Genomic DNA, 23,552 nt, shown 5'->3' on the forward strand with positions numbered 1-23,552 from the left:
GTCGATCAGCGCGAGCGCGATGCCCTGCTTGAGGGTCGGCGAGAACGTCCCGGACGTCGTCTCGCCGACGGTCTCGCCACCCGGCCCGGCCAGCACCGTCAGTCCCGCACGCGGAACGCCGCGACCTGTTGCCTTGAGCCCGTAGAGGCGTCGGGCCGGCCCGGCCTCCTTCTCCGCCACAAGAGCGTCATGCCCGAAGAACGCGGGCTTGTCCCACCCGACCGCCCATCCGCTGCGTGCCTGGTTGGGCGTGATCTCTTCGGTGAGTTCGTGGCCGTGCAGCGCGTAGCCCATCTCGGTGCGCAACGTGTCACGGGCGCCGAGCCCGGCCGGCTGGCCTCCGGCGTTTGTCACCTCGGTGAGCAGAGCGTCGAACACGGGGCCGGCGTCGCTCCATCGCGGGAGGATTTCGTACCCCCGCTCGCCGGTGTATCCGGTCCGGCATACCCGCACCGGATACGACGCATCGTCGGTCTTGAGGTCGGCATCCGCGTACGCCATGTACTCCATGTCGGTCGGAAGACCAACGGCGGCAAGCACATCGGGGCTCTTCGGCCCCTGGACAGCAAAGACTGCGTAGTCACGATGTGCGTCGGTGATCTCGACACCTTCCGGCGCGACGGCCTGTAGCGCCGCGACGACCTTCGCGGTGTTCGCGGCGTTCGGCACCAGGAACACTTCGTCGTCGGAGACGAGGTACGCGATGAGGTCGTCGACCACTCCCCCGGATTCGTTGCAACACAGCGTGTACTGCGCCTTGCCCGCGTGGATCTTCCCGAGATCGTTCGTCAGCGTCGAATTGACGAAATCTGCTGCGCCAGAACCCTTCACGAGCGCCTTGCCGAGATGACTGACATCGAAGATGCCGACTGCCTCGCGGACGGCGTTGTGTTCTGCGACGGTGCCGGCATACGAAACGGGCATATGCCATCCACCGAATTCGGCGAAGGTGGCACCGAGTGCGTAGTGACGGTCGGCGATGGGTCCGGCGAGCAATTCGGTCATGCGGGCAGATTACCGATCGACGTCGAGCCCGCGCACCTCGCACGACACGACGACCGGCTCAGGGGACGCCATAGCCCTGCACGCCCTCGACCGTCCGCAGATCGAAGTGGTCGACAGTGATCCCCTGCGCTTCGGCGCCGCCCACTGTCGTCACCCGCGAGGCCGGACGCCACCGCCCGCTCGCGTGCAGATAGTCGGTAAGCGTCGCGACGCCGGGAATTCGCCATGATCCGGAGTTCGGATTGTCAAACGGCACACCGGCTTTGCGCATCACCGTGCTGACGAAGTCGGCACACCACGATTCGTCGACCCCCTCGGAGTAGGTCGTGCCCGCCGCGTTGCGGTCGTACTCAGAGTGCACGATGTCGACGATCCGTGAGCGCACCGGATCCACTCCGCTGGTGTCGACCGCGGGGAACGCCTGACGAGACGAACCCACGCCGACCTTCGCGACGGCCAGGCGCGCCTCTTCGAACTCACGCTCACCGGGTCACCGTAGGCAGCGTTGCCGGTGTCGGACCCGCTCGGCGGAGATCGTGTCGGTCCGCGGAATGACGTGGCAGAGTTGAGCGGGTGAGTAAGAACGAGAGCGTCGACCGGACACGCGGTCCCAAGATCCAACTGGCAACCTCCCTCGACAAGAACGACGAGGTACTCGTCATCGGGCTCGTGTCACCCGAGAGTTCTGAACCCGAGGACTCCACGAAAACGGACTCCGACGCGGCGCCCACCCTGTTCATCGGCGACGGACTCCTCGACGACGCGCAGGCGTCGGCCATCAGCGACGCGCTCGTCGCGGTCGGTGCCAGCGGCGCACACGGGGATGTCTCGACCGTTCCCGCCCCCGAGTCGCTCGGCGTCGACGCCGTGGTGGCCGTCGGCCTCGGCTCGTCCGACGACGTCGAGAATCCCGAGAAGCTTCGCCAAGCCGCGGGCATCGTGGCTCGAGCACTGAACGGTCACGAGCAGGTCGCCACCACTCTCGCGGCGGGGGGCATCGAGCCCGTAGCCGAGGGCTTCTTCCTCGGCGCCTATCGGTTCGACGAATTCCGTTCTGCCAAAACGCTTCCCACGAAGACTCCGCCGACCTCGGTGCGCCTGCTCGTGGAGAACACCGGGAAAGCTGCCACCGCGCAGCTCGAGCACGCCGTCTCCGTCGCCGATGCCACCGCGATCGCCCGCGACTTCGTGAACACCCCGCCGAGCCACCTCTATCCGGAGGAGTTTGCCGAGCGCGCCCGCTACCTCGGTAGCAAAGTCGGCCTGAAGGTCGAGATCCTCGACGACACCGAGCTGGAGAAGGGCGGGTACGGCGGGATCGTCGGCGTCGGCAAGGGCAGTTCACGCCTGCCGCGACTGGTCCGGCTGACGCACACGGGAAAGAAGGACGCCAAGAAGGTGGCGCTCGTCGGCAAGGGCATCACCTTCGACACCGGCGGCATCTCGATCAAGCCCGCAGCCAACATGGATCACATGACCTCCGACATGGGGGGTGCCGCCGCCGTCATCGCGGCCACCATCCTGGCCGCTCGTCTCGACGTCGACGTGTCGGTCACCGCCACGGTGCCGATGGCCGAGAACATGCCGTCGGGCACCGCCCAGCGTCCCGGCGACGTACTCACGCAATACGGCGGAACCACGGTCGAGGTCTTGAACACCGACGCCGAGGGTCGACTCGTCCTCGCCGACGCGATCGTGCGCGCATGCGAGGACGAGCCCGACTACCTCATCGACACCGCAACGCTCACCGGCGCCCAGATGGTCGCGCTCGGAGCGCGCACACCGGGTGTCATGGGCACCGAGGAGTTCCGCGACCGCGTCGCCGAGCTCTCGCAAGAGGTGGGCGAGAACGCGTGGCCGATGCCGCTTGCCTCCGAACTGCGAGCCGATCTGAAGTCCCGGGTCGCCGATCTCGCCAACGTCACCAATCACCGCAACGGCGGCATGCTCGCCGCGGGCCTTTTCCTCAAGGAGTTCGTCGCCGACGGCGTGCAGTGGGCCCACATCGACGTCGCCGGACCGGCTTTCAACTCCGGAGCGCCGTGGGGTTACACCCCCAAGGGCGGAACCGGCGTTCCGGTCCGCACCATCGCGCGCGTGATCGAAGACATCGCCGAGAACGGCTGAGCGCACCCCTATCCGCCACCATCCCCGACTCGCCAACGCAGTTGCGTCGACACGCCACATGGCGCGGGCCGGTGGCGGGTAGGGTTTAGCGCGTGGGCATCGGCCACCCGCCGACGCCCGTGTCTCGGAGGCGCACACACCACCGCGACAGACCACACATAACCCAGACACATACGTCGAGTCGAGGAGTCAACAACGATGGCCTTCTCCGTCCAGATGCCAGCCCTTGGTGAAAGCGTCACAGAGGGGACAGTCACCCGGTGGCTGAAGGAGGAGGGAGACACCGTCGAGGCCGACGAGCCATTGCTCGAAGTCTCCACCGACAAGGTCGACACCGAAATCCCCGCTCCGACATCCGGTGTGCTGACGAAGATCGTCGCCCATGAGGACGACGTCGTCGAGATCGGCGGCGAGCTCGCGGTCATCGGCGAGGAGGGTGAAGCAGCCCCGTCCGACGATTCGGATTCGGATTCGGCAGGCGGCACCGAGCCGGAGCAGGCCGCCGAACCCGAGCCGGAGCCCGAGGCACCGTCCACCGACGCCGACGCCCCCGCCGAGAAGCCCGCCGCGCAGGCTGCGCCCAGCGGATCGGCATCCGGAACCGACGTCCTGATGCCGGAACTCGGCGAGTCCGTCACCGAGGGCACCGTCACCAACTGGCTCAAGCAGGTCGGCGACGAGGTCGCCGAGGACGAGCCACTCCTCGAGGTCTCGACCGACAAGGTCGACACCGAGATCCCGTCGCCCGTCGCAGGCACACTGATCGAAATCGTCGCCAACGAAGACGATGTCGTCGAGATCGGCGGCAAGCTCGCGGTGATCGGCGACAAGTCTGCGGCCGGCGCGGCGCCAGAACCCGAGCCGGAGCCAGAGCCCGAGCCGGCAAAGGCAGAACCCGAGCCAGAGCCGGAACCCGAGCCAGAGCCAGAGCCAGAGCCCGCCAAGGCTGCTCCGGAACCCGAACCCGCGAAGGCCAGCACTGCGCCAGCGGCCAAGGAATCCTCTGATCCGCCGACCGTCGAATCCACGCCGTACGTGACCCCGCTGGTCCGTAAGTTGGCCTCCGACAACGACATCGACCTCAACTCCATCAAGGGAACCGGTGTCGGTGGCCGTATCCGCAAGCAGGACGTGCTCGCGGCAGCAGAGGCCAAGAAGGCACCCGCGCCCGCTGCTGCACCGGCGGCATCGTCGGCTCCGGCTGCTGCCGCATCGGCGCCGGCCGCACACGGCCCCGAGGTTCGCCCCGAGCTCGCCGAGCTGCGCGGAACCACGCAGAAGATCAACCGCATCCGGCAGATCACGGCGAAGAAGACGCGCGAGTCGCTGCAGGAGAGCGCACAGCTCACCCAGGTCTTCGAGATCGACATGTCGAAGGTCGCCACCCTGCGCAAGGCGGCCAAGGAGTCGTTCAAGGCCGCCGAGGGTGTGAATCTCACCTACCTCCCGTTCATCGCGAAGGCCGTCGTCGAGGCGCTCAAGGCGCACCCGAACGTCAACGCGTCGATCAACGAGGAGAAGAAGGAGATCACCTACTACGACAAGGTGCATCTCGGAATCGCCGTCGACACCGAGAACGGACTGCTGTCCCCGGTGATCCACAACGCCGACGACCTCTCGCTCGCAGGTCTGGCACGCGCCATCGCCGACATCGCGGCGCGGGCTCGCTCGAACGGCCTCAAGCCGGACGAGCTGGCGGGTGGCACGTTCACGATCACCAACATCGGCAGCCAGGGCGCGCTCTTCGACACCCCGATCCTCGTTCCGCCGCAGGCGGCGATGCTCGGTACCGGCGCGATCGTCAAGCGTCCGGTCGTGATCACCGGCGACGACGGTTCGGAGTCGATCGCGGTGCGCTCGATGTCGTTCTTCCCGCTGACCTACGATCACCGCCTCATCGACGGTGCCGATGCGGGCCGCTTCCTGACGACCATCAAGAAGCGTCTCGAAGAAGGCGCGTTCGCAGCGGAATTGGGGCTGTAAGGCTCGCATGCTGATTGCCGTCGCGGGTTCTCATGGGCTGATCGGTTCGGCTCTGGTCACCTCGCTGACCGAAGCCGGCCACACGGTCCGACGCCTGGTTCGTCACGAACCGCTGTCCGACGACGAATTCGGTTGGGACCCCGAGACTCTCGGGGTCCCGGCCGAAGCCCTCGACGGTGTCGACGCTGTGGTCAGCCTCGGCGGCGTCGGGGTGGGCAACCAGTTGTGGACGGGCCGGTTCAAACAGGAGCTGCGCGACACCCGGATCACTCCGACCGAGGTGCTCGCCGAAGCCGTACGGACCGCGGGAGTCCCGACGTTCCTCAGCGCCAGCGCGTCGGGCTACTACGGCGATACCGGCGAACACGCGGCGATCGAGTCCGACGGCCCCGGAGGCGGTTTCCTCGCCGATCTCGTCGTCGACTGGGAGGACGCAGCGGTGAGCAACGCGGGTGAGGACACTCGCGTCGTGCTGTTGCGCACAGCTCCGGTGCTCTCCGGCTCCGGCGGGCTGCTCGCAAAGCTCCGACCCCTGTTCAAGCTCGGCCTCGGCGGCACCATCGGCAGTGGGCGCCAATACTTTTCGTGGATCACGCTTGAAGACGAGATCCGCGCCATCGAGTTCCTTCTGTCGTCGACGATCAGCGGACCGGTGAACCTCGCCGCTCCCGACGCGGTACCGTTCGCCGACTTCGTGTCGGCGTTCGGTCGGGCCGTACACCGTCCGACGATCGCACGGGTGCCCGGTTTCGCCGCGAAGTTCGTCGGCGGCGAGATGGCGCAGGAAATGATTCTGTTCAGTCAGCGCGTTGCACCCGGAGTGCTCAGCGACAACGACTTCACCTTCACCCACCCGGACATCGACTCCGGGCTGGCCTACGCGAACCGGTAGGGATCCCCATGCCACGCGAATCCATCCGTACCGATCCTGAGACCCCTTTCGAGGTACGCACCCTCGGCGTCGTCGACTATCAGGACGCCTACGACACCCAACACTCCCTCGCGGCCGAGCGCGCCGACGGCACGCTCGATCACGATCTCCTCCTGCTCCTCGAACACCCCTCCACATACACGGCGGGCAAGCGCACCGAGCCGTCCGACCTCCCGACCAACGGCGCCAACGTCGTCGACGTCGACCGTGGTGGACGCATCACCTGGCATGGTCCCGGCCAGCTCGTGGGCTACCCGATCGTCGCTCTCGCCCAGCCGCTCGACGTCGTCGATTACGTACGACGCATCGAGTCGGCGCTCATCGCGGTCTGTGCGCGGTTCGGCGTCAGCGCCGGGCGCGTCGACGGCAGGTCGGGAGTGTGGGTCTGCGACGACGCGGGCGAACGCAAACTCGGCCAGATCGGCATCAGGGTTGCACGCGGAATCACCCTGCACGGGTTCGCACTGAACGTGAACCCCGACATGAGCGCATTCGACGCCATCGTCCCGTGCGGCATCGCCGACGCAGGCGTCACCTCGCTCGCACTCGAAGCGGGCCACGAGATCACCGTCGACGAGGTGCTCGTCGACATCGTCGACGCGGTGCGCTCGGCATTCGACCACCGTGACGTCGGCGCCGATGTGATCGGGGTAACGGACCAGCAGGCGAGCGTCGCGCCGGGCGTAGCATCGGTGCGGTGACCGTGTCTGATTCACAAGCCTCCACTCCCACCGCCCCCGACGGCCGCAAGCTGCTGCGTCTCGAGGTCCGCAACGCGCAGACCCCGATCGAACGCAAACCCAAGTGGATCAAGACGCGCGCGACGATGGGCCCCGAGTATTCGGAGCTCAAGGGACTCGTGAAACGCGAAGGGCTGCACACGGTCTGCGAAGAAGCGGGGTGCCCCAACATCTACGAGTGCTGGGAAGACCGCGAGGCCACCTTCCTGATCGGTGGCGAACAGTGCACTCGACGCTGCGACTTCTGCCAGATCGACACCGGTAAGCCGGCCGATCTCGACCGCGACGAACCACGACGTGTCGCCGAGAGCGTGCAGGCGATGGGTCTGCGCTACTCGACGATCACCGGCGTCGCGCGCGACGACCTCCCCGACGAGGGCGCGTGGCTCTACGCCGAGACTGTGCGAGCAATCCACCGACTCAACCCCGGCACCGGTGTGGAGAACCTGATTCCCGACTTCCACGCCAAGCCCGACCTTCTCGACGAGGTCTTCGACGCACGTCCCGAGGTGCTGGCGCACAATCTCGAGACGGTCCCCCGCATCTTCAAGCGCATCCGGCCTGCGTTCCGATACGAGCGGTCGCTCGACGTCCTCACCCAGGCACGCGACTTCGGGCTCGTCACCAAGTCGAATCTGATCCTCGGGATGGGCGAGACACCCGAAGAGGTCCGCGAGTCCATCGTCGACCTGCATGAGGCGGGCTGCGACATCCTCACGATCACGCAGTACCTGCGGCCGTCTCCGCGGCACCATCCCGTCGAGCGCTGGGTGAAGCCCGAGGAGTTCGTCGAGCATTCCGACTTCGCGCGTGAGGTCGGGTTCGCCGGTGTGATGGCCGGACCGCTGGTTCGTTCGTCGTATCGTGCCGGGCGTCTCTATGCACAGGCGATGGCCCATCACGGTCGCGAAATCCCCACCGCGATGGCTCATCTCGCCAACGAGGGGTCGGCGAGCCAGGAAGCGTCGAGCGTCCTCTCACGCCTCGCGCGCTGATTTCCGACGAACCCTCAGGCGTCGGCTCCAAAAGCCCTGACGCCTGAAAGCTCGGCCAACCCCCGGCGTGCCGGTCGGCGGTCGGACGTATCCTAGAGGGCATGGCAAAGGCGTCTGCAGCAAGCAAAGAGGAAAAGGCCGCGGCGAAGAAGGCTCGTCGTAAGGCCTCGCGCGAGCGTTACACGCAGCTCTGGCAGGCGTTCCAGATGCAGCGTAAAGAAGACAAGCGGCTCATCCCGTACATGGTCGGTGTCTTCTTGCTGGTCGTGGCGGTGTTCGTCGTTCTCGGATTCGTGTTCGGCAGTCCGTGGCTGTTCATCCCGGTGGGCGTCATCCTGGGTCTGCTCGCGGCGTTCGTCCTGTTCGGTCGTCGTGTCCAGAAGACGGTGTACACGCGGGCCGAGGGACAACCGGGCGCAGCCGGTTGGGCGCTGGGCAACATGCGCGGGCAGTGGCGGGTCAGCCAGGCCGTCGCGGGCACCAGCCACCTCGACGCCGTGCATCGCGTGATCGGCAAGCCCGGGGTGATCCTCGTCGCCGAGGGCTCCCCCACCCGAGTGCGCTCGTTGGTGGCACAGGAGAAGAAGAAGGCCGCACGCGTCGTCGGCGACACACCCATCTATGAGGTGTACGTCGGCAACGACGACGACCAGGTGCCGCTCTCCAAGCTCGAACGCCACCTCAACAAGCTGCCCCGCAACATCGACGGCAAGCGCATCGACGCCCTCGAGGGTCGGCTCAGCGCGCTGAGCAGCCGCGGCTCCGGACCTGCGATGCCGAAGGGCCCGCTGCCCGCGAACGCGAAGACGCGCAGCATGCAGCGCACCGCGCGTCGTCGTAGCTGAGCTCGCGGCACCCCGATGCGTGAATTCAGAGAAGCGGTCGAGCGCGGCGACGAAGCCGCGATGGCCGCATGCCTCGCCGACGACGTCGTCTTCACCAGCCCGGTCGCCTTCACGCCGTATGAGGGCAAGGCCATCACGGCGGCGATTCTGCGCGGCGTGATGCGGGTCTTCGAGGACTTTCACTACGTGCGAGAGATCGGCGATCCCGACGGGCGCGACCATGCACTGCTGTTCGAGGCAAAGGTGTCGGGTAAGACCGTGTCCGGTTGCGACTTCCTCCACCTCGATGACGACGGCAGGATTGTCGACTTCACGGTGATGGTGCGGCCGTTGTCGGCCGCGATGGCCCTCTCCGAGGCGATGGGCGCCCAGTTCGACCAGATTCGCGCAGAGGCGACGGCAGAGCTCAGCGGGTCCTGATCATCGCTGTGCCGGTAGCGCGATCATGCAGCGCGCGGCCGTTGTAGTCGTTCATCAGCGCGGGCACGATGAACACAATCAGCACCTGGCGCGCAAGCGCGCGGATCGGGCCGACCGCTGCGAAGTGCTCGGAGCCGCTCACCTCTGCGGAGGTGCGATCGGCGCCGTAGTCGACGCGGGCCACGCGGGTACCCACGGCGAATTGCCCCGGCGTGAAGCCGAACAACGTCACGGTGACGACACCGACGACGAACCACACCGCCAGAATGACCGTGCCCATGTCGGGTGAACCGAAGCGGACGAACAGCAACGAGAGCCCGCCTGCGATCAGCCAGTCGACCATCAATCCGGCGACGCGATGCCAGCCACCCGCGAGCGAGCCGGGACCGGTCTCGGGGAGCCCGAGGTCGGCGCCACGGTATTCGACGTCGACGTCGTGCCCAGCCTGAGGCCCCGACAGCCATGATCCGGTAGCGCGGCCCATCGCAGGCACCCTCTCTCCTCGACCCCCGACAGGTGAACCGCCGGCGGGATGTACGCCCGACGAGCCCGTGCAAAGCGCTCGTCCTTGCACGTCAGTGTATGCCCCGCACATGAGAGCACCGGCAGCCCCGCACAGGTCGGCATCGGCACTCGTCGTCGAGCTTCCGTACGTATCGCCGATGAGTGGTCAGATTCACCACGCGCGCAAGGCCGGAATCAGGAATAGTTATGGTGTCCCACGTCCGCGGTGTGTAACACAGGAGAAACACGTCCTTGACGCGCGGGCAACGTCCGATCCATACGGTCTGAGCTGAGATCCGCTGCTGTCTCTCGGTGGCGGACGAGCGTGTCGGGTGACCGTCTCGTGGCCACCCGCCGGCGAAATAGTGAAGGAGTCACCGCACGGTGTACAGCAGCAAAGAAGAACTACTCGAGGGCATCAAGAAGGAAGGTGTCGAGTACGTCGACATCCGATTCTGCGACCTGCCCGGCGTGATGCAGCACTTCTCCATCCCGGCAACGGCGTTCGACGAGAGCGTCTTCGAAGAGGGCCTCGCCTTCGACGGTTCGTCTGTCCGTGGATTCCAGTCCATCAACGAGTCGGACATGATGCTGCTGCCGGATCCGGCAACCGCTCAGATCGATCCCTTCCGCAAGGCCAAGACGATGAACGTCAGCTTCTTCGTCCACGACCCGTTCACCCGTGAGGCCTACAGCCGCGACCCGCGCAACGTCGCCCGTAAGGCCGAGGACTACTTGGCCTCTACCGGTATCGCCGACACCTGCTTCTTCGGTGCCGAGGCCGAGTTCTACATCTTCGACGGCGTGTCCTACGGCTCGGAGATGAATGGCACCTACTACGAGGTCGAGTCCGAGTCGGGCTGGTGGAACGCCGGTTCGCCCGTCGACCCCGACGGTTCGCCGAACCTCGGTTACAAGGTCCGCCCCAAGGGCGGCTACTTCCCGGTGGCGCCGTACGACCACTACGTCGACCTGCGCGACGAGATGTCGACCAACCTGACCAACGCGGGCTTCGAGCTCGAACGTGGCCACCACGAGGTGGGCACCGGCGGCCAGGCCGAGATCAACTACAAGTTCAACACGCTGCTCCATGCGGCCGACGACGTGCTGCTGTTCAAGTACATCATCAAGAACACGGCGTGGGCGAACGGCAAGTCGGTCACCTTCATGCCGAAGCCGCTCTTCGGCGACAACGGCTCGGGCATGCACGCTCACCAGTCGCTGTGGAAGGACGGCAAGCCGCTGTTCCACGACGAGGCCGGCTACGCGGGGCTGTCGGATCTGGCTCGCTACTACATCGGCGGCATCCTGCACCACGCGCCGTCGCTGCTGGCGTTCACCAACCCGACCGTGAACTCGTACAAGCGTCTGGTGCCGGGCTACGAGGCTCCGATCAACCTGGTGTACAGCCAGCGCAACCGGTCGGCCTGTGTGCGTATCCCGATCACGGGCAACAACCCGAAGGCCAAGCGCCTCGAGTTCCGCTGCCCCGACAGCTCGGGCAACCCGTACCTCGCCTTCGCCGCGATGATGATGGCCGGACTCGACGGCATCAAGAACAAGATCGAGCCGCACGAGCCCGTCGACAAGGATCTCTACGAGCTTCCCCCGGAGGAGGCCAAGAACATCCCGCAGGCACCGACCTCGCTGAGCGCCGTCATCGACAAGCTCGAAGAGGATCACGAATACCTCACCGCCGGTGGAGTATTCACCGAGGACCTGATCGAGACCTGGATCGCGCTCAAGCGTGAGAACGAGATCGAGCCGGTTCAGATCCGCCCGCACCCGTACGAATTCGCGCTGTACTACGACTGCTGAGTCGCAGCACAACAGCACCGCACGCCGCCCGCCCGACCACTTGGTCTGGCGGGCGGTGTGCGTCGGGCGTCATCCACACGGCAGACCCTGACGCCGACAACAGAACTCGACTCCGACCCGCATCCGACCCCATGCGATGCTGTTTCCATGACCTACCCAGGATCGGGACAAAACGGACCGTGGCCCCCGCAAGGACCTCCACCGCAGGGCCCCTATCCCTCCTACCCTGGCGGTCCGGGACCAGGGGGATACGGAGGCGGAGGATACGGAGGCGGAGGGTTCGGAGGACCCCCACAGCCGCCCCGACGCGGCAACGGCGGGCTCGTCGCCATCCTTGCGGCCGTGGGAGTGCTCGTCGTACTCGCGATCGTCGCGGTGGTCGGTGTGGTGATCTGGGCGTCCAACCGCTCCGACGACTCGTCGACCGTTGCGTCGTCGAGCACGACGACCACGACGACGACCGATGACTACAGCGCGCCGACGACCCGCGACTTGGATTCGACCGCTACTCCCGGCCTCCCTCCCGCGGCCCCGGCCCCTGCTCCTGTCGACTACTACGGCGCCATCGCGGTCTCGACGCAAACCAGTGACGTCGGCTATGCCGTCAACTCGCTGTCGCGGGCGGAGGCCGAGCGTAACGCTCTCTCTCAGTGCGGAGTGTCGAGTTGTCAGGCGGCGATCTGGTGGCGCAACGCCTGCGGTGCCATCGTTCAATCCCAGGCCGACCTGTCGTGGGGATGGGCATGGGCGACGACCGAACGGGCCGCGAGCGACGCGGCAGCCACGCGACTGACCGGCGGTTCACCAAAGGTGATCTTCAGTCGTTGCACCTCCAACGCGGGCTGACTCCACGCCGGTGATGCACTTCACAGGGGCTAATGGGGCCTTCGTACCCTCACACGACATGCCAACTACACGTAATCTCTTGGTCATGACCCGCATGCTCTTTGTTGAAGATCTCGTGCCAGGTGACCGCATCAGCATCGACGGGATCAAGGCCGTCGTCCGCAAGCAGGTGCCCCACGGAGAGACTCAGCGACTCATCGAACTCGCACACAGCTCCGACAGTCGCACCGACATGATCGTCGACGTCGGCGTCAAGATCGAAGTCTTCTGAGTTCAGCACTCTCCTGACGATCGGCCACGTCGGACGTCCTCGTCATCCACACCACGAGTAGCGCTGTGGACACGAGCACCCCGACGCCGACCCAGGCCGCGACCGACGCCCCTTCGACAAATGCTCCGCGGGCAGCGTCGAGCACATTCGACGCCTGAACCTTGTCGAGATGCTTTGCGGTCGCCGCTGCACCCGCAAGGCTCGTACCCGCCTGCCCCACCGCCAGATCCGCGGGAAAAGCCATGCGGTACACCAGGTTCAACACACTACCGAGCACCGCGATACCGACTGCCCCGCCGAGTTCGCTCGAGGTCTCCAAGAGTCCCGACGTCGCACCGGCGCGCTCAGCGGGCGCCACACCGATCACGTAGTCGGCGATCACCGACGACGCCGAGACGATTCCTGTCGCGATCGACGTCGACCCGATCAGCGCAACGAGAAGCGTGTGCACTCCCAGCAATCCCGCGAGCACACCGAATCCTGCTGCTCCCGTCAGCAATCCGGCGATCATCACCATCGGTCTGCCCCATCGCACCGAGGCGACGGCTGCGAGTGGTGCGGCCACCGCGACCAGCGCGCTGGGCGCGATACTCCACAGCGCGGCCTTCAGCGGCGAGTAGCCGAGGACCGACTGCAGGTACTGCGTCACGATGATCGAATTCCCGAGCAACGCGAACATACACACGACGTTGGTCCAGATCGACACCGAGAAGCGCCGATCGTCGAACAGCCCGAGGTCGATCATCGGATCGCTGAGTCGTTTTTGGCGCGCGACGAAGACCGTCCCGAGCGTCAACCCAACCACGAGTGCGAACCCACGCTCCACCGACCATCCTTCCGCGGCGAATTCCTTGATCGCATAGATCGTCGGCAGTATCGCTCCGAGGACGAGCAGCGCACTGAGGATGTCGACGCGCCGATCGACGACCGCGGTATCGGCCGGTAGGAGCAGGGGCGCGACAACGAGCAGCACGGCCATCACCGGAACGTTGATCAAAAACACCGATCCCCACCAGAAGTGTTCGAGCAGCAGGCCGGAGACGATAGGGCCCACCGCGACCCCGCCCGCGAGCACCGCGTTCCACGCCGCGATCGCCTTGGCCCGATCGGCGTCGTCGAGGAAGATGTGGCGGATCAACGCCAACGTCGACGGCATGAGCGTCGCACCGGACACCGCCAGCACCGCTCGTGCCAGGATCAGCAGCGAAGCCGTCGGGGCAAAAGCAGCAAGAATCGACGCGCCGCTGAATCCGACGGCACCGATCATCAGCAAGCGCCGATGTCCGACACGATCGGCGAGCGAGCCCATCGTCAACAGCAGGCCGGCCAACACGAATCCGTAGATGTCGAAGATCCAGAGCTGTTGTGTTGCAGATGGATTCAGGTCCGAAGCGATGAAGGGAACCGCAAAGAACAGCACCGAGACATCCATCGAGACGATCAGCATGGGCATGCACAGCGCCGCTAGCGCTGCCCACGGTGAACGAGAAGACATGACACCACCACCTCTTTCTGCGTATTGCATAGACTGTTTATGTAGTACGCAGATACTAAGCGGTTAACTGCGTACAGCACAAGCAGTTTGTAGGATGGCGGCATGAGCACCACGGAAGATTCGACACCCTCACAGCTCCCCCGCTCGGTCGCGCAACTCTGGGGACGCGAACCCGTCGCCGTCCGACGGGGGCCCAAACCGTCGCTGACGATCCGCGAGATCGCACGCGCCGCGGTCGCCATCGCTGACGAGCGCGGCTGGGAAGCGGTGTCGATGAAGGCCATCGCCGACTCGCTGGGACTCTCCACGATGTCGCTCTATCGCTACGTCGACGGCAAGGACGACGTCGTCGACCTCCTCGTCGATGAGGCTTACGGCCTTCCGGACCCCGAACTGACCGCATCGGGGCCGTGGCGCGACCGGGTCGGTGCGTGGGCAAGGTCGGCGGCAACGGTACTGCGGGCCCGGCCGTGGATCACCGAGATCCCGATGTCCCGCCCGCCGATGGGTCCCAACACCGTGTCGTGGACCGAAGCGGGTGTGCGAGCGTTCGACGACGTCGAACTGTCGGGTCAGGAGAAGCTCAACGCGCTGCTACTCGTCGACGGATTCGTGCGCCACCATGTACGCCAGGCGACTCAGATGGGACTGCTCGGACAGCCAAACGACACCGATACGTCCGGGAGTGGCAACGACTACGAGACGACGATGCTTGCCCTGGTCGACGCGGAGCGGTTTCCAGCGCTCACGGCGGCGGTATCTCAGATGCACGATGGTGATGACGACTACTTCACCGAACAGTTCGACTTCGGGCTGCGAGTGCTCCTCGACGGACTCGAGGCAATGATCTCGCGCGCTCAGGCCGGTCGGGCACCCACGCGCGCGGCGTCGAGATCCGCGAACAGCTCCTGATTCAACTCGAACGCCGAGATCGCTTCTGCCACAAGGTTGTCGACGCCGCTCTCGTCGATGTCGAGTGCGTCGATCCGATCCCGGTAGGCGTCCTTGTAGCGCTTGAGTTTGTCGATACCGTCGAACGAGTAGAAGCTCAGCGTCGACGCGTCGAGACCGTAGTGCTCACGCATCCGATGAGCGACAACCTGCCCGCCCGACAGGTCGCCGAGGTACCGCGTGTAGTGATGCGCGATGTAGCGTGCCGGCTCGTTGATCGTCGCCTCGATCGCGGCGACGTACCGTTCGACAGCGGGCAGCGGTGTGATGGTCTGCGGGTCGATGCCGAGCGCGACGAGATCGGAGCGGAGCCGTTCGGTCCGACGCAGCCGATCGTCGAGTACGGCGCCGGCAATCGGATCTCCGGCCAACACGGTGCCGACCTCTTCCAGCGCGCGGTACACGAAGTACAACTGAGCGGCCAGCCGTCCGTACTGATCGGCGTCGAGGCGGCCGGACAGCAGATCGTCGATGAAGGTGGCGCTTTCGGCCTGCCGGTGGGCGACGGCGGTTGCCTCGCGCAATCGTTGGGAGATGGTCGTCATGGTGCAACCAGTGATACCACCACGCCGCGGTGATCGGAACCGCGGAGATCGAAGGTATCGACCGACGACGCGGTGAAGCCACGAACGACGACGTGATCGAGCGCGAGGAACGGCTTACCGCCCCATTTGTCCGTCGGATAGGTGGGCACGAAGCCCGCGCCGGATTGCTCGGCGGTGTCGGCGAATCCGTTCTGGAGGAAGTCGCGATAACGAACCTGATCCCACGTCGCGTTGAAATCACCGGCCATGATCGCCCGCCCAGCCGGAATCGACTGCATCCGAGTGTGTAGGAGGTCCATGTCGCGTACCCAGACGTCCGTCCGGCCTCGCAATGGAGCTCCGGGATGCATCGCGAACACCTGGGTGTCGCGCGCTCCCGGCAGGTCAGTACGTGCCTTCAGATTGTGCAGAACCGTGTTCGGATCCATCTCGCCCTGCCCGCTCAGCGGCGTACGACTGAATATCGCGGTGCCCATCGCGAACGTGCCGGGCACGGCGTAGGAGTACGGGAGTTCCCTCGCGACACCGCTGGCGTTCAGACGCGCGAGCGACTCGGGTGTGACCTCCTGCAACGACGCGAGGTCGACGCCTTCGCGCGTCACCACATCGGCGAGCTGGTCGACGTCGGCCTGGCCGAACAGCAGATTGGCCGTCAGCACGGTGAACCTCTCCCCCGCAGGCGGCGTCTGTGCGACCCACAACGGCAACTGGGTGAAACACAGCGCCAGCACCGCGGCAATGGCCACCGGCAGGATCAACCAGCGTCGGAACACGACGAACACGACGACAGCCAGCACACCGGGAACGATCGCGAACGGCACAGCGCTGGTGAGGAAGATGGTCAGCTCGCCGCGCGAGCGCGAATAGTGCAGCCAGACCGCAACACCGACTGCGACCACCATCGCCCAGCCGACGAGCAGCAGTGCGAACCTGAAAAACCGACGCATCAAGCCCCGAATACTCTCATCACGCGCCAAAGACCTTCAGCACAACGGCTTTCGCGCGGCGCGTGACCCGGAGGTAGTGGTCGAGGAACTCAGCCGCCTGGTCCTCCGGCCAGCCTGCGGCAAACGCTATCTGCCGCAACTGCTTGCCCGGGCCGGGGAGCTGGTCGACGGGTTTGCCACGTACCAGGACCAGGCAGTTGCGTGCCTTGGTCGCGGTGATCCACGCGTCCTTGAGGAGCGCGACGTCGTCTTCGGCGAGCAGCTCTGCGGACCCGATCGCGTCGAGCGACTGCAGCGTCGACGTGTTGTGCAGCGACTGATAGCGGTGCCCGTACTTCAGTTGCAGCAACTGGACGGTCCACTCGATGTCGGCGAGTCCGCCGCGGCCGAGCTTGGTGTGGGTGGCCGGATCCGCTCCGCGCGGCAACCGCTCGGCGTCGACACGTGCCTTGATCCGACGGATCTCCTTGACCGCGTCGGCGGAGACGCCGCCTTCGGGGTAGCGGATGCGATCGGCCATGTGCAGGAACTCGATTCCGAGATCCTCGTCGCCCGCGACCTGGTGGGCACGCAGCAATGCCTGCACTTCCCACGCCTGCGCCCACTGCTCGTAGTACGCGGCGTACGCGGCGAGCGTACGCACCACGGGACCGTTGCGTCCTTCGGGACGCAACCCCGTATCGACGATCAGCGGCGGGTCGTCGCTGGGCGTTCCGAGCATCGAGCGGACCACCTCGGCGATGGTCTGCGCCCACCGCACGGCCTTGGTCTCGTCCTCGCCGGGGTTCGGTTGGCACACGAAGAGCACGTCGGCATCGGAACCGTAGCCGAGTTCGCCACCGCCGAGCCGGCCCATACCGATCACCGCGATCCGCGCGGGCGCGGGGCGACCCTCGTCGCGCTCGGAGTCCTGGATCGCAAACGTCAACGCGGCGTTGAGAACTGCGGCCCACACGCTCGACAGCGCCTCACATACCTGCGGTACGTCGAGCAGGCCGAGAACATCCGCGGACGCGATGCGTGCGAGTTCGGCGCGCCGGTGCGACCGCGCCGCCGCAACCGCACGACGCAGGTCGGGCTGTCGGACCGTCGACGCGACGAGTCCCTTCGCCACGTCCTCGGGTCGCACCTCGCACAGTCGTGGACCGTCGGCTCCGTCGGTGTAGAGATTGATCACCTCAGGTGAGCGCATCAACAGGTTGGCGATGTACTCCGACGTGCCCAGCACATGCATCAGGCGAGCCGCGACGACGCCGTCGTCACGCAGCAGACGCAGGAACCAGTCGTTGTCCATCACGTCGCACAGCCTGCGGTAGTTCAGCAGACCGGCGTCGGGATCCGGTGTGTCGCCGATGTATTCGAGTAGCTGCGGCAGGATCAACCGCTGCACCTGGCCACGTCGCCCCGACACGGATGCGAGCGCGCGGATGTGACTGAGCGCCCGCTCGGGCTGCGCGTAGCCGAGCGCGGAGAGGCGCCGCTGCGCCGACTCGTCGGTCAGCGTCAGCTCTGTGGTGTCCAGGCGCACCGCCGCCTCGAGCAGCGGACGGTAGAACAGCTTCTGGTGCAGTCGTCGCACCCGCAGGCTCTGATGCTTGATCTGCCTGCGCAACACCGACGTGGCGTCGAGGTCGCCCTCGCGCCTGATGTGGGCGGCGCGTGCCAGCCACCGCATGTTGTCGTCGTCGTCGAACTCCGGGAGCAGGTGGGTCCGCGACATGCGCTGCAACTGCAGGCGGTGTTCGAGCAGTCGCAGGAACTGATACGACGCGTTGAGGTTGGCGCCGTCATCGCGGCCGACGTATCCGCCTGCCGTCAGCGCATCGAGTGCCTCGACGGTCGAGCGAACCCGCAACGTCTCATCGACGCGGCCGTGCACCATCTGCAGCATCTGCACGGCGAACTCGACGTCGCGGATGCTACCGCTTCCGAGCTTGAGGTTGCGGTCGCGTTCCTCTTCGGGCACAAGCGATTCCACACGACGTCGCATCGCCTGGACCTCGGGCACGAAGTCGTCGCGCTCGGAGGCCTGCCACACCATCGGGTTGATGGCGTCGTGATAGCGCTGACCGAGCTCCATGTCGCCGGTCATCGGTCGCGCCTTCAACTGCGCCTGGAACTCCCACGTCTTGGCCCACCGGTTGTAGTACGCGACGTGTGAATCGAGCGTGCGGGTGAGCGCCCCGGACTTGCCCTCCGGGCGCAGCGCGGCGTCGACCTCGAAGAAGGCCAACGACCCGACGCGCATCATCTCCCCCGCGATACGCGCCGACGTCCCGTCTGCCGGCTCACTCACGAACACCACGTCGACGTCGCTGACGTAGTTCAGTTCTCGCGCACCGCATTTGCCCATCGCGATCACCGCGAGTCGGACCGGGATCGGCTTGTCGCCACACACCTCGCGGAATGCGACAGCGAGCGCGGAGGTCAGTGCTGCGTCGGCGAGGTCGGCGAGAAGCGCTCCGATCTCGGGAAACCAGATGACCGGTTCGTCCTCGACAGTCGAGGCCACGTCGTGCGCCGCGACCTGCAAGACGAGGTTGCGGTAGGCGGCCCGCAGCGCGACCACTGCCTTCGGACCACTGAATCCCGCACGATAAATCTTGTTGCCGCGCTCGATCTCGCCCGGTTCGGCGACCGCGTCGACGGCCGCGAGCATTTGCCGGTTGATCTCCGCGGTGTCGGGCAGTTCCGCCGGAATCAGACGTCGCCACGCCTCCGGCTCGGCCACCATGTGGTCGCCGAGGGCGTCCGACGAGCCGAGGACTGCCAGGAACCGGCCGCGAAAACCCTTGTCGGTGCGCAGCAGCGTGTCGATCTCCGACCAGTCGTCGCCCAACTGCGATCGCATCCGGACAATCGCGCGCAGTGCGAGGTCGGCGTCGGGAGAACGCGACAGCGACCACAGGAGTTCGATGGACTCCTCGTTGTTCCAGCCGAGGTCGGAGAGATTCTTCTCGGCGTCGGGGTCAAGCAGACCCAGACGCCCTGCTGCCGGTACGCCGCCCCGACCTCGAAGTGTTGTCACACCTAAGAAAATAGCGTCCCGCATACCGATACCGGACACGGGTTGCCAACATGGAGCTAGAGCGGCAGGTAGTTCTTCAGCTCGAACGGCGTGACCAGGCTGCGATAGTTGTCCCACTCAGCCCACTTGTTGCGCAGGAAGTAGTCGAAGACGTGCTCGCCGAGTGTCTCGGCCAGCAACTCCGACTTCTCCATCTGGTGCAGTGCATCGGCGAGGCTGCCCGGCAGTTCCTTGTAGCCCATTGCACGACGCTCCGCGGGCGTGAGCGCCCACACGTCGTCCTCGGCCTCATCGGGCAGTTCATAGTCCTCGACGACCCCCTTCAGCCCAGCGGCGAGCAGCACCGCGAAGGTCAGGTAGGGGTTGCACGCGGAGTCAGGGCTACGGACCTCGACGCGACGCGACGACGCCTTGTTCGGCGTGTAGAGCGGCAGACGCACGAGCGCCGAGCGGTTCGCACCACCCCAGGTGGCCGCTGTCGGAGCCTCACCACCGTAGATGAGGCGCTTGTAGCTGTTCACCCACTGATTCGTGACCGCGCTGATCTCGTTGGCGTGGTGCAGGATTCCCGCGATGAACTTCTTGCCGGTCTCCGACAACTGCATCGGATCGTCGGGGTTGTGGAAGGCGTTGGCGTCACCCTCGAACAGGCTCATGTGGGTGTGCATCGCCGATCCGGGGTGATCGCTGAACGGCTTGGGCATGAACGTCGCCCACACACCCTCACCGATCGCGACCTCCTTGATGAGGTACCGGAACGTCATCACGTTGTCGGCCATCGAGAGCGCATCCGCGTAACGCAGGTCGATCTCCTGCTGCCCCGGCGCACCTTCGTGATGCGAGAACTCGACGGAGATGCCCATCGACTCGAGCGCTTCGATCGCGTGCCTGCGGAAGTTGGGAGCGGCGTCGTGAACGGCCTGATCGAAGTAGCCACCGCTGTCGGCGGGCGTTGGCACGCTGCCGTCGAGGGGTGCGTCCTTGAGGAGGAAGAACTCGATCTCGGGGTGGACGTAGCAGCTGAATCCCTGGTCGGCAGCCTTGTTGAGCTGGCGACGCAGCACATGCCGCGAGTCGGCCCAGCTCGGCGTGCCGTCGGGCATCACGATGTCGCAGAACATGCGTGCCGAGTGGTGTCTGCCCGACGACGTGGTCCACGGCAGGATCTGGAACGTCGACGGATCGGGCTTGGCGACGGTGTCGGCTTCGGAGACACGCGAGAAACCTTCGATGGCCGAGCCGTCGAAACCTATACCCTCTGAGAACGCGCCTTCGAGTTCTGCGGGCGCGATCGCCACGGATTTCAGATATCCCAGGACGTCGGTGAACCAGAGACGAACGAATCGGATGTCGCGCTCTTCGAGGGTCCGCAGCACGAATTCCTTTTGGCGATCCATGACCGCCGACATTAGAAGTAGCCTGTTAAATCGGTGTTACGTTCATAATTCAAACTCGACAACCTGCACATTTGGCGCGGCCATCTCAGCATGCGAGAGGTCCGTTCAACCCATCGAGATTCAAAAGGTAATCGTCAACGGCCTCGTCGACACACCGATTACCCTGTAGCGCCGCGGTGTGGCCGTATCCGTCGACGGTGATCAACGTGCCGTGTGTCCGCCGAGCCATCTCCTCGCCCACGGCGTACGGGGTCGCCGGATCGTGCGTCACCGCGACGATCAGCGGCGTGGGAGTCGGCACACTCGACGCCACCCCCGGCTCCGACCGAGCCGTGGCAGCGCTCTCCGGCGGCCAGAAGGCGCACGGATCGAGCGGGGCGTGCCCTGTGCCGCGGCCGTCGTCGGAGTAGGGCGCGGCGGCGCGAAGTCTGCGATCGAGGTCGTCGTTGGCGGCGCGGTCGGTGATGCGCGGCCCGTCGGCACACCCGATCGCGAGGTAGGCGTCGGCGGAGTTGTCGTAGGTTCCGCCGGGTCCACGGCCCTCCAACAGGTCGGCGAGTGACATCAGCGTCTCCCCGCCACGTCCGGCAGCGAGGTCGGCGAGTCCTGAGCGCAGCGTCGGCCACAGGTCGGTGCGATACAGCGCCATGCTCGTGCCGTCGACGGCCGATTGAAAGTCGAGAGTCCGGCCGCCTCCTGCGGGCACGGGGCGCTGTGACAACGGCCGCACGAGACGTTGGTACTGCACCAGCGCGCCCGCGGGGTCGGCGCCGAGCGCGCACCCGGGCATCCGCGTGCAGTCACGAGCGAAGGCGTCGAAGACCTCCTGGAACGACCTCGCCTGCGCGACGGAGGTGTCGACCGGATTCGCGGCGGGGTCGACCGCGCCGTCGATGACCATCCGAAACAGTCGGTCCGGGTAGCGCTGCTCGTACTCGAGCGCGATTTTCGAGCCGTACGAGAATCCGATGAAGTCGATCCGGGAGCGGCCGAGTGCAGCGCGGAGTCGGTCGACGTCGTCGACGACCTGCGACGTACCGACGAGTCCGAGGAACTCGTCGCCGGTTCGCGTCGAACACTTGCGTGCAATGCCACGATTGGTCGCCTCGGCGGCGGCGATTCCCTGCGGCGAACGATCCCCGCTGTCGGCCTCGCGCTCGGCGTCGAGTTCGGTTGCCGTCCGACACCGCACCGTCGGCGCCGACGCACCGACACCTCGAGGATCAAACGCGACCACGTCGCTGTGCGTCGTGAATCGTTGCGCCGCAAGACGATCCGCCGCCCCCAGCAGATAGTCGACGCCCGACGCGCCGGGTCCTCCAGGATTGACCACCACCGTCGAGTCGCTGCGCTGCGATGCCCGCAGCCGGGCGACCGCGAGCGTGATCGTGCGGCCCTGCGGCTTTGCCGGGTCGAGTGGCACCGCGAGCGTCCCGCACTCCACCCGCGCGGCGGACGGGCCTGTGCCCACACCCTGTGCGCACACTCCCCACTCGATTGCCCCGGTGTCGGCGGCGTGCTCGGTCGACGCGCAACCCGCGCACACCAGCAGACCCACCATCACCGCGGTCAGCAGCCGCACGTGACGCCGGCCTGACACACGCCGAGACCGCACAGGCCGCCGCGCAAGAAAAGAGCAGGTCACCACGGTGATGGTACGGGCGCGAGCATCGCCGCCCCGACAACACCCGCACTCCAGATGTGAGCAATCACACGTCTACCGGGGGTTTTCGCGGAGCGCTTCGGTGGGACCATGGAGGCGTCCGAACACAGCCCGGGTACCCGCCATGCGGGACTCGAGGAAGAAAAGAGACAACGATGTCCCACGAGGCAGCTCATTCCGACGCGCCCATCTACGGTGGCGCTCCAACATCCGGCGAAGCCGCTCCGCGTCGACGCACCACCCGCATCCATCATCTGGCACAGATGAAAGAGCAAGGCGAGAAGTGGTCGATGCTGACCGCATACGACTATTCGACGGCCCGCATCTTCGACGATGCCGAGATCCCGGTTCTGCTGGTCGGCGATTCCGCCGCCAACGTCGTCCTCGGTTACGACACCACCATCCCCGTCTCGATCGACGAGCTGATCCCGCTCGCGCGCGCCGTCGTCCGCGGCGCACCCCACGCGCTCGTCGTCGCCGACCTCCCGTTCGGCAGCTACGAAGCAGGCCCGCAGCAGGCACTCGAGACGGCCGTCCGCTTCTTCAAGGAGACCGGAGCACACGCGGTCAAACTCGAAGGCGGAGAACGCGTTGCCGACCAGATCGCCACGCTGACCGCAGCCGGAATCCCCGTGATGGCGCACATCGGTTTCACCCCGCAGAGCGTCAACGGACTCGGCGGCTTCCGCGTCCAGGGTCGCGGCGACGCGGCGGACCAGCTCATCGCCGACGCGATCGCCGTCCAGGAAGCCGGTGCATTCGCCGTCGTCATGGAAATGGTCCCCGCAGAACTCGCGGCACAGATCACGCGCAAACTCACCATCCCGACGGTCGGCATCGGAGCGGGCAACGAAACCGATGCCCAGGTGCTCGTCTGGCAGGACATGGCAGGCTTCACGCACGGCAAGACCGCACGGTTCGTCAAGCGGTACGCCGACGTCGGCGGCGAATTGCGCACAGCCGCAGCGACTTACGCCGACGAGGTGCGCCGCGGAGTGTTCCCCGCTCCCGAGCACAGCTACTGACCGACAGATCTGATCC

General features: G+C 66.1%; 20 protein-coding genes and 1 pseudogene. 12 read left to right on the top strand and 9 right to left on the bottom strand.

Features of this window, described 5'->3' with window-relative positions; translation table 11 throughout:
- Positions 1 to 1,005: glycine cleavage system aminomethyltransferase GcvT (gene gcvT / locus A5788_RS15825; RefSeq protein ID WP_064907310.1), on the bottom strand; the 1,005-nt coding region annotated here is incomplete at its 3' end.
- Positions 1,006 to 1,063: 58 nt separating this feature from the next.
- A pseudogene (locus A5788_RS15830) lies at positions 1,064 to 1,459 on the bottom strand (CHAP domain-containing protein); the annotation flags it as partial.
- A 119-nt stretch (positions 1,460 to 1,578) separates the two neighbouring features.
- Between A5788_RS15830 and A5788_RS15835 the strand changes: the two are divergent.
- From A5788_RS15835 to A5788_RS15865, 7 genes are all read left to right on the top strand, one after another.
- Positions 1,579 to 3,132, top strand: coding sequence for a leucyl aminopeptidase (locus tag A5788_RS15835; protein ID WP_064867896.1), 1,554 nt, complete (start codon positions 1,579 to 1,581; stop codon positions 3,130 to 3,132).
- 198 nt (positions 3,133 to 3,330) lie between these two features.
- Positions 3,331 to 5,115: a 2-oxoglutarate dehydrogenase, E2 component, dihydrolipoamide succinyltransferase gene (gene sucB / locus A5788_RS15840; protein WP_064867899.1), complete on the top strand. Its 1,785-nt coding sequence runs from the start codon at positions 3,331 to 3,333 to the stop codon at positions 5,113 to 5,115.
- A gap of 7 nt (positions 5,116 to 5,122) precedes the next feature.
- Positions 5,123 to 6,007 (top strand): TIGR01777 family oxidoreductase, encoded by an 885-nt coding sequence (locus A5788_RS15845; protein ID WP_064867902.1) that lies wholly within the window; start codon positions 5,123 to 5,125, stop codon positions 6,005 to 6,007.
- An 8-nt stretch (positions 6,008 to 6,015) separates the two neighbouring features.
- Positions 6,016 to 6,747, top strand: coding sequence for a lipoyl(octanoyl) transferase LipB (gene lipB, locus A5788_RS15850; RefSeq protein ID WP_064867905.1), 732 nt, complete (start codon positions 6,016 to 6,018; stop codon positions 6,745 to 6,747).
- Positions 6,744 to 7,781, top strand: coding sequence for a lipoyl synthase (gene lipA, locus A5788_RS15855; RefSeq protein ID WP_064867908.1), 1,038 nt, complete (start codon positions 6,744 to 6,746; stop codon positions 7,779 to 7,781). Before lipB ends, lipA begins: the two co-directional genes overlap by 4 nt.
- 101 nt (positions 7,782 to 7,882) lie before the next feature.
- Positions 7,883 to 8,626 (top strand): DUF4191 domain-containing protein, encoded by a 744-nt coding sequence (locus tag A5788_RS15860; protein ID WP_049698278.1) that lies wholly within the window; start codon positions 7,883 to 7,885, stop codon positions 8,624 to 8,626.
- A gap of 15 nt (positions 8,627 to 8,641) precedes the next feature.
- A complete protein-coding gene (locus A5788_RS15865; RefSeq protein WP_064867911.1) occupies positions 8,642 to 9,046 on the top strand; it encodes a nuclear transport factor 2 family protein in 405 nt (134 codons plus the stop codon).
- On the opposite strand, the gene A5788_RS15870 is transcribed toward A5788_RS15865, so the two are convergent.
- A complete protein-coding gene (locus tag A5788_RS15870) occupies positions 9,033 to 9,530 on the bottom strand; it encodes a hypothetical protein (protein ID WP_064867914.1) in 498 nt (165 codons plus the stop codon). The genes A5788_RS15865 and A5788_RS15870 overlap by 14 nt on opposite strands.
- 404 nt (positions 9,531 to 9,934) lie before the next feature.
- On the opposite strand from A5788_RS15870, the gene glnA (A5788_RS15875) reads away from it, so the two are divergent.
- The 3 genes from glnA (A5788_RS15875) (at position 9,935) to A5788_RS15885 (ending at position 12,485) form a co-directional block, all read left to right on the top strand.
- The gene (gene glnA, locus A5788_RS15875) at positions 9,935 to 11,368 is read left to right on the top strand and encodes a type I glutamate--ammonia ligase (RefSeq protein WP_049698281.1); all 1,434 of its coding nucleotides are present in this window, start codon (positions 9,935 to 9,937) and stop codon (positions 11,366 to 11,368) included.
- A 342-nt stretch (positions 11,369 to 11,710) separates the two neighbouring features.
- Complete coding sequence (locus A5788_RS15880) at positions 11,711 to 12,214, top strand: DUF4189 domain-containing protein (protein ID WP_231895599.1); 504 nt, start codon at positions 11,711 to 11,713, stop codon at positions 12,212 to 12,214.
- Between the two features lie 85 nt (positions 12,215 to 12,299).
- Positions 12,300 to 12,485 carry a hypothetical protein gene (locus tag A5788_RS15885; RefSeq protein ID WP_049698283.1) on the top strand — a complete coding sequence of 62 codons (186 nt, stop codon included), beginning with the start codon at positions 12,300 to 12,302 and terminating at the stop codon, positions 12,483 to 12,485.
- Here the strand turns inward: A5788_RS15885 and A5788_RS15890 are convergent.
- Complete coding sequence (locus A5788_RS15890; protein ID WP_064867920.1) at positions 12,466 to 13,980, bottom strand: MFS transporter; 1,515 nt, start codon at positions 13,978 to 13,980, stop codon at positions 12,466 to 12,468. The genes A5788_RS15885 and A5788_RS15890 overlap by 20 nt on opposite strands.
- 102 nt (positions 13,981 to 14,082) lie before the next feature.
- Between A5788_RS15890 and A5788_RS15895 the strand changes: the two genes are divergently transcribed.
- Positions 14,083 to 14,892: a TetR/AcrR family transcriptional regulator gene (locus tag A5788_RS15895; RefSeq protein ID WP_064867923.1), complete on the top strand. Its 810-nt coding sequence runs from the start codon at positions 14,083 to 14,085 to the stop codon at positions 14,890 to 14,892.
- On the opposite strand, the gene A5788_RS15900 is transcribed toward A5788_RS15895, so the two are convergent.
- The 5 genes from A5788_RS15900 to A5788_RS15920 form a co-directional block, all read right to left on the bottom strand.
- Complete coding sequence (locus A5788_RS15900) at positions 14,838 to 15,476, bottom strand: biliverdin-producing heme oxygenase (RefSeq protein WP_064867926.1); 639 nt, start codon at positions 15,474 to 15,476, stop codon at positions 14,838 to 14,840. The genes A5788_RS15895 and A5788_RS15900 overlap by 55 nt on opposite strands.
- Positions 15,473 to 16,423, bottom strand: a complete 951-nt coding sequence (locus tag A5788_RS15905) for an endonuclease/exonuclease/phosphatase family protein (RefSeq protein WP_064867929.1) — start codon at positions 16,421 to 16,423, stop codon at positions 15,473 to 15,475. The genes A5788_RS15900 and A5788_RS15905 overlap by 4 nt, the downstream gene beginning before the upstream one ends.
- A 19-nt stretch (positions 16,424 to 16,442) precedes the next feature.
- Positions 16,443 to 19,451 (bottom strand): bifunctional [glutamine synthetase] adenylyltransferase/[glutamine synthetase]-adenylyl-L-tyrosine phosphorylase, encoded by a 3,009-nt coding sequence (locus A5788_RS15910; RefSeq protein WP_082937775.1) that lies wholly within the window; start codon positions 19,449 to 19,451, stop codon positions 16,443 to 16,445.
- Between the two features lie 56 nt (positions 19,452 to 19,507).
- Entirely contained in the window at positions 19,508 to 20,848 is a 1,341-nt protein-coding gene (gene glnA / locus A5788_RS15915) for a type I glutamate--ammonia ligase (protein ID WP_064868019.1), read from the bottom strand.
- An 85-nt stretch (positions 20,849 to 20,933) separates the two neighbouring features.
- Positions 20,934 to 22,448 (bottom strand): alpha/beta hydrolase, encoded by a 1,515-nt coding sequence (locus tag A5788_RS15920; RefSeq protein WP_231894021.1) that lies wholly within the window; start codon positions 22,446 to 22,448, stop codon positions 20,934 to 20,936.
- Positions 22,449 to 22,666: 218 nt separating this feature from the next.
- On the opposite strand from A5788_RS15920, the gene panB reads away from it, so the two are divergent.
- A complete protein-coding gene (gene panB / locus A5788_RS15925) occupies positions 22,667 to 23,536 on the top strand; it encodes a 3-methyl-2-oxobutanoate hydroxymethyltransferase (RefSeq protein ID WP_064867932.1) in 870 nt (289 codons plus the stop codon).
- Positions 23,537 to 23,552: the final 16 nt, after the last annotated feature.

The organism is Gordonia sp. 852002-50816_SCH5313054-c (assembly GCF_001665925.1).
GTDB lineage: Bacteria > Actinomycetota > Actinomycetes > Mycobacteriales > Mycobacteriaceae > Gordonia > Gordonia jacobaea.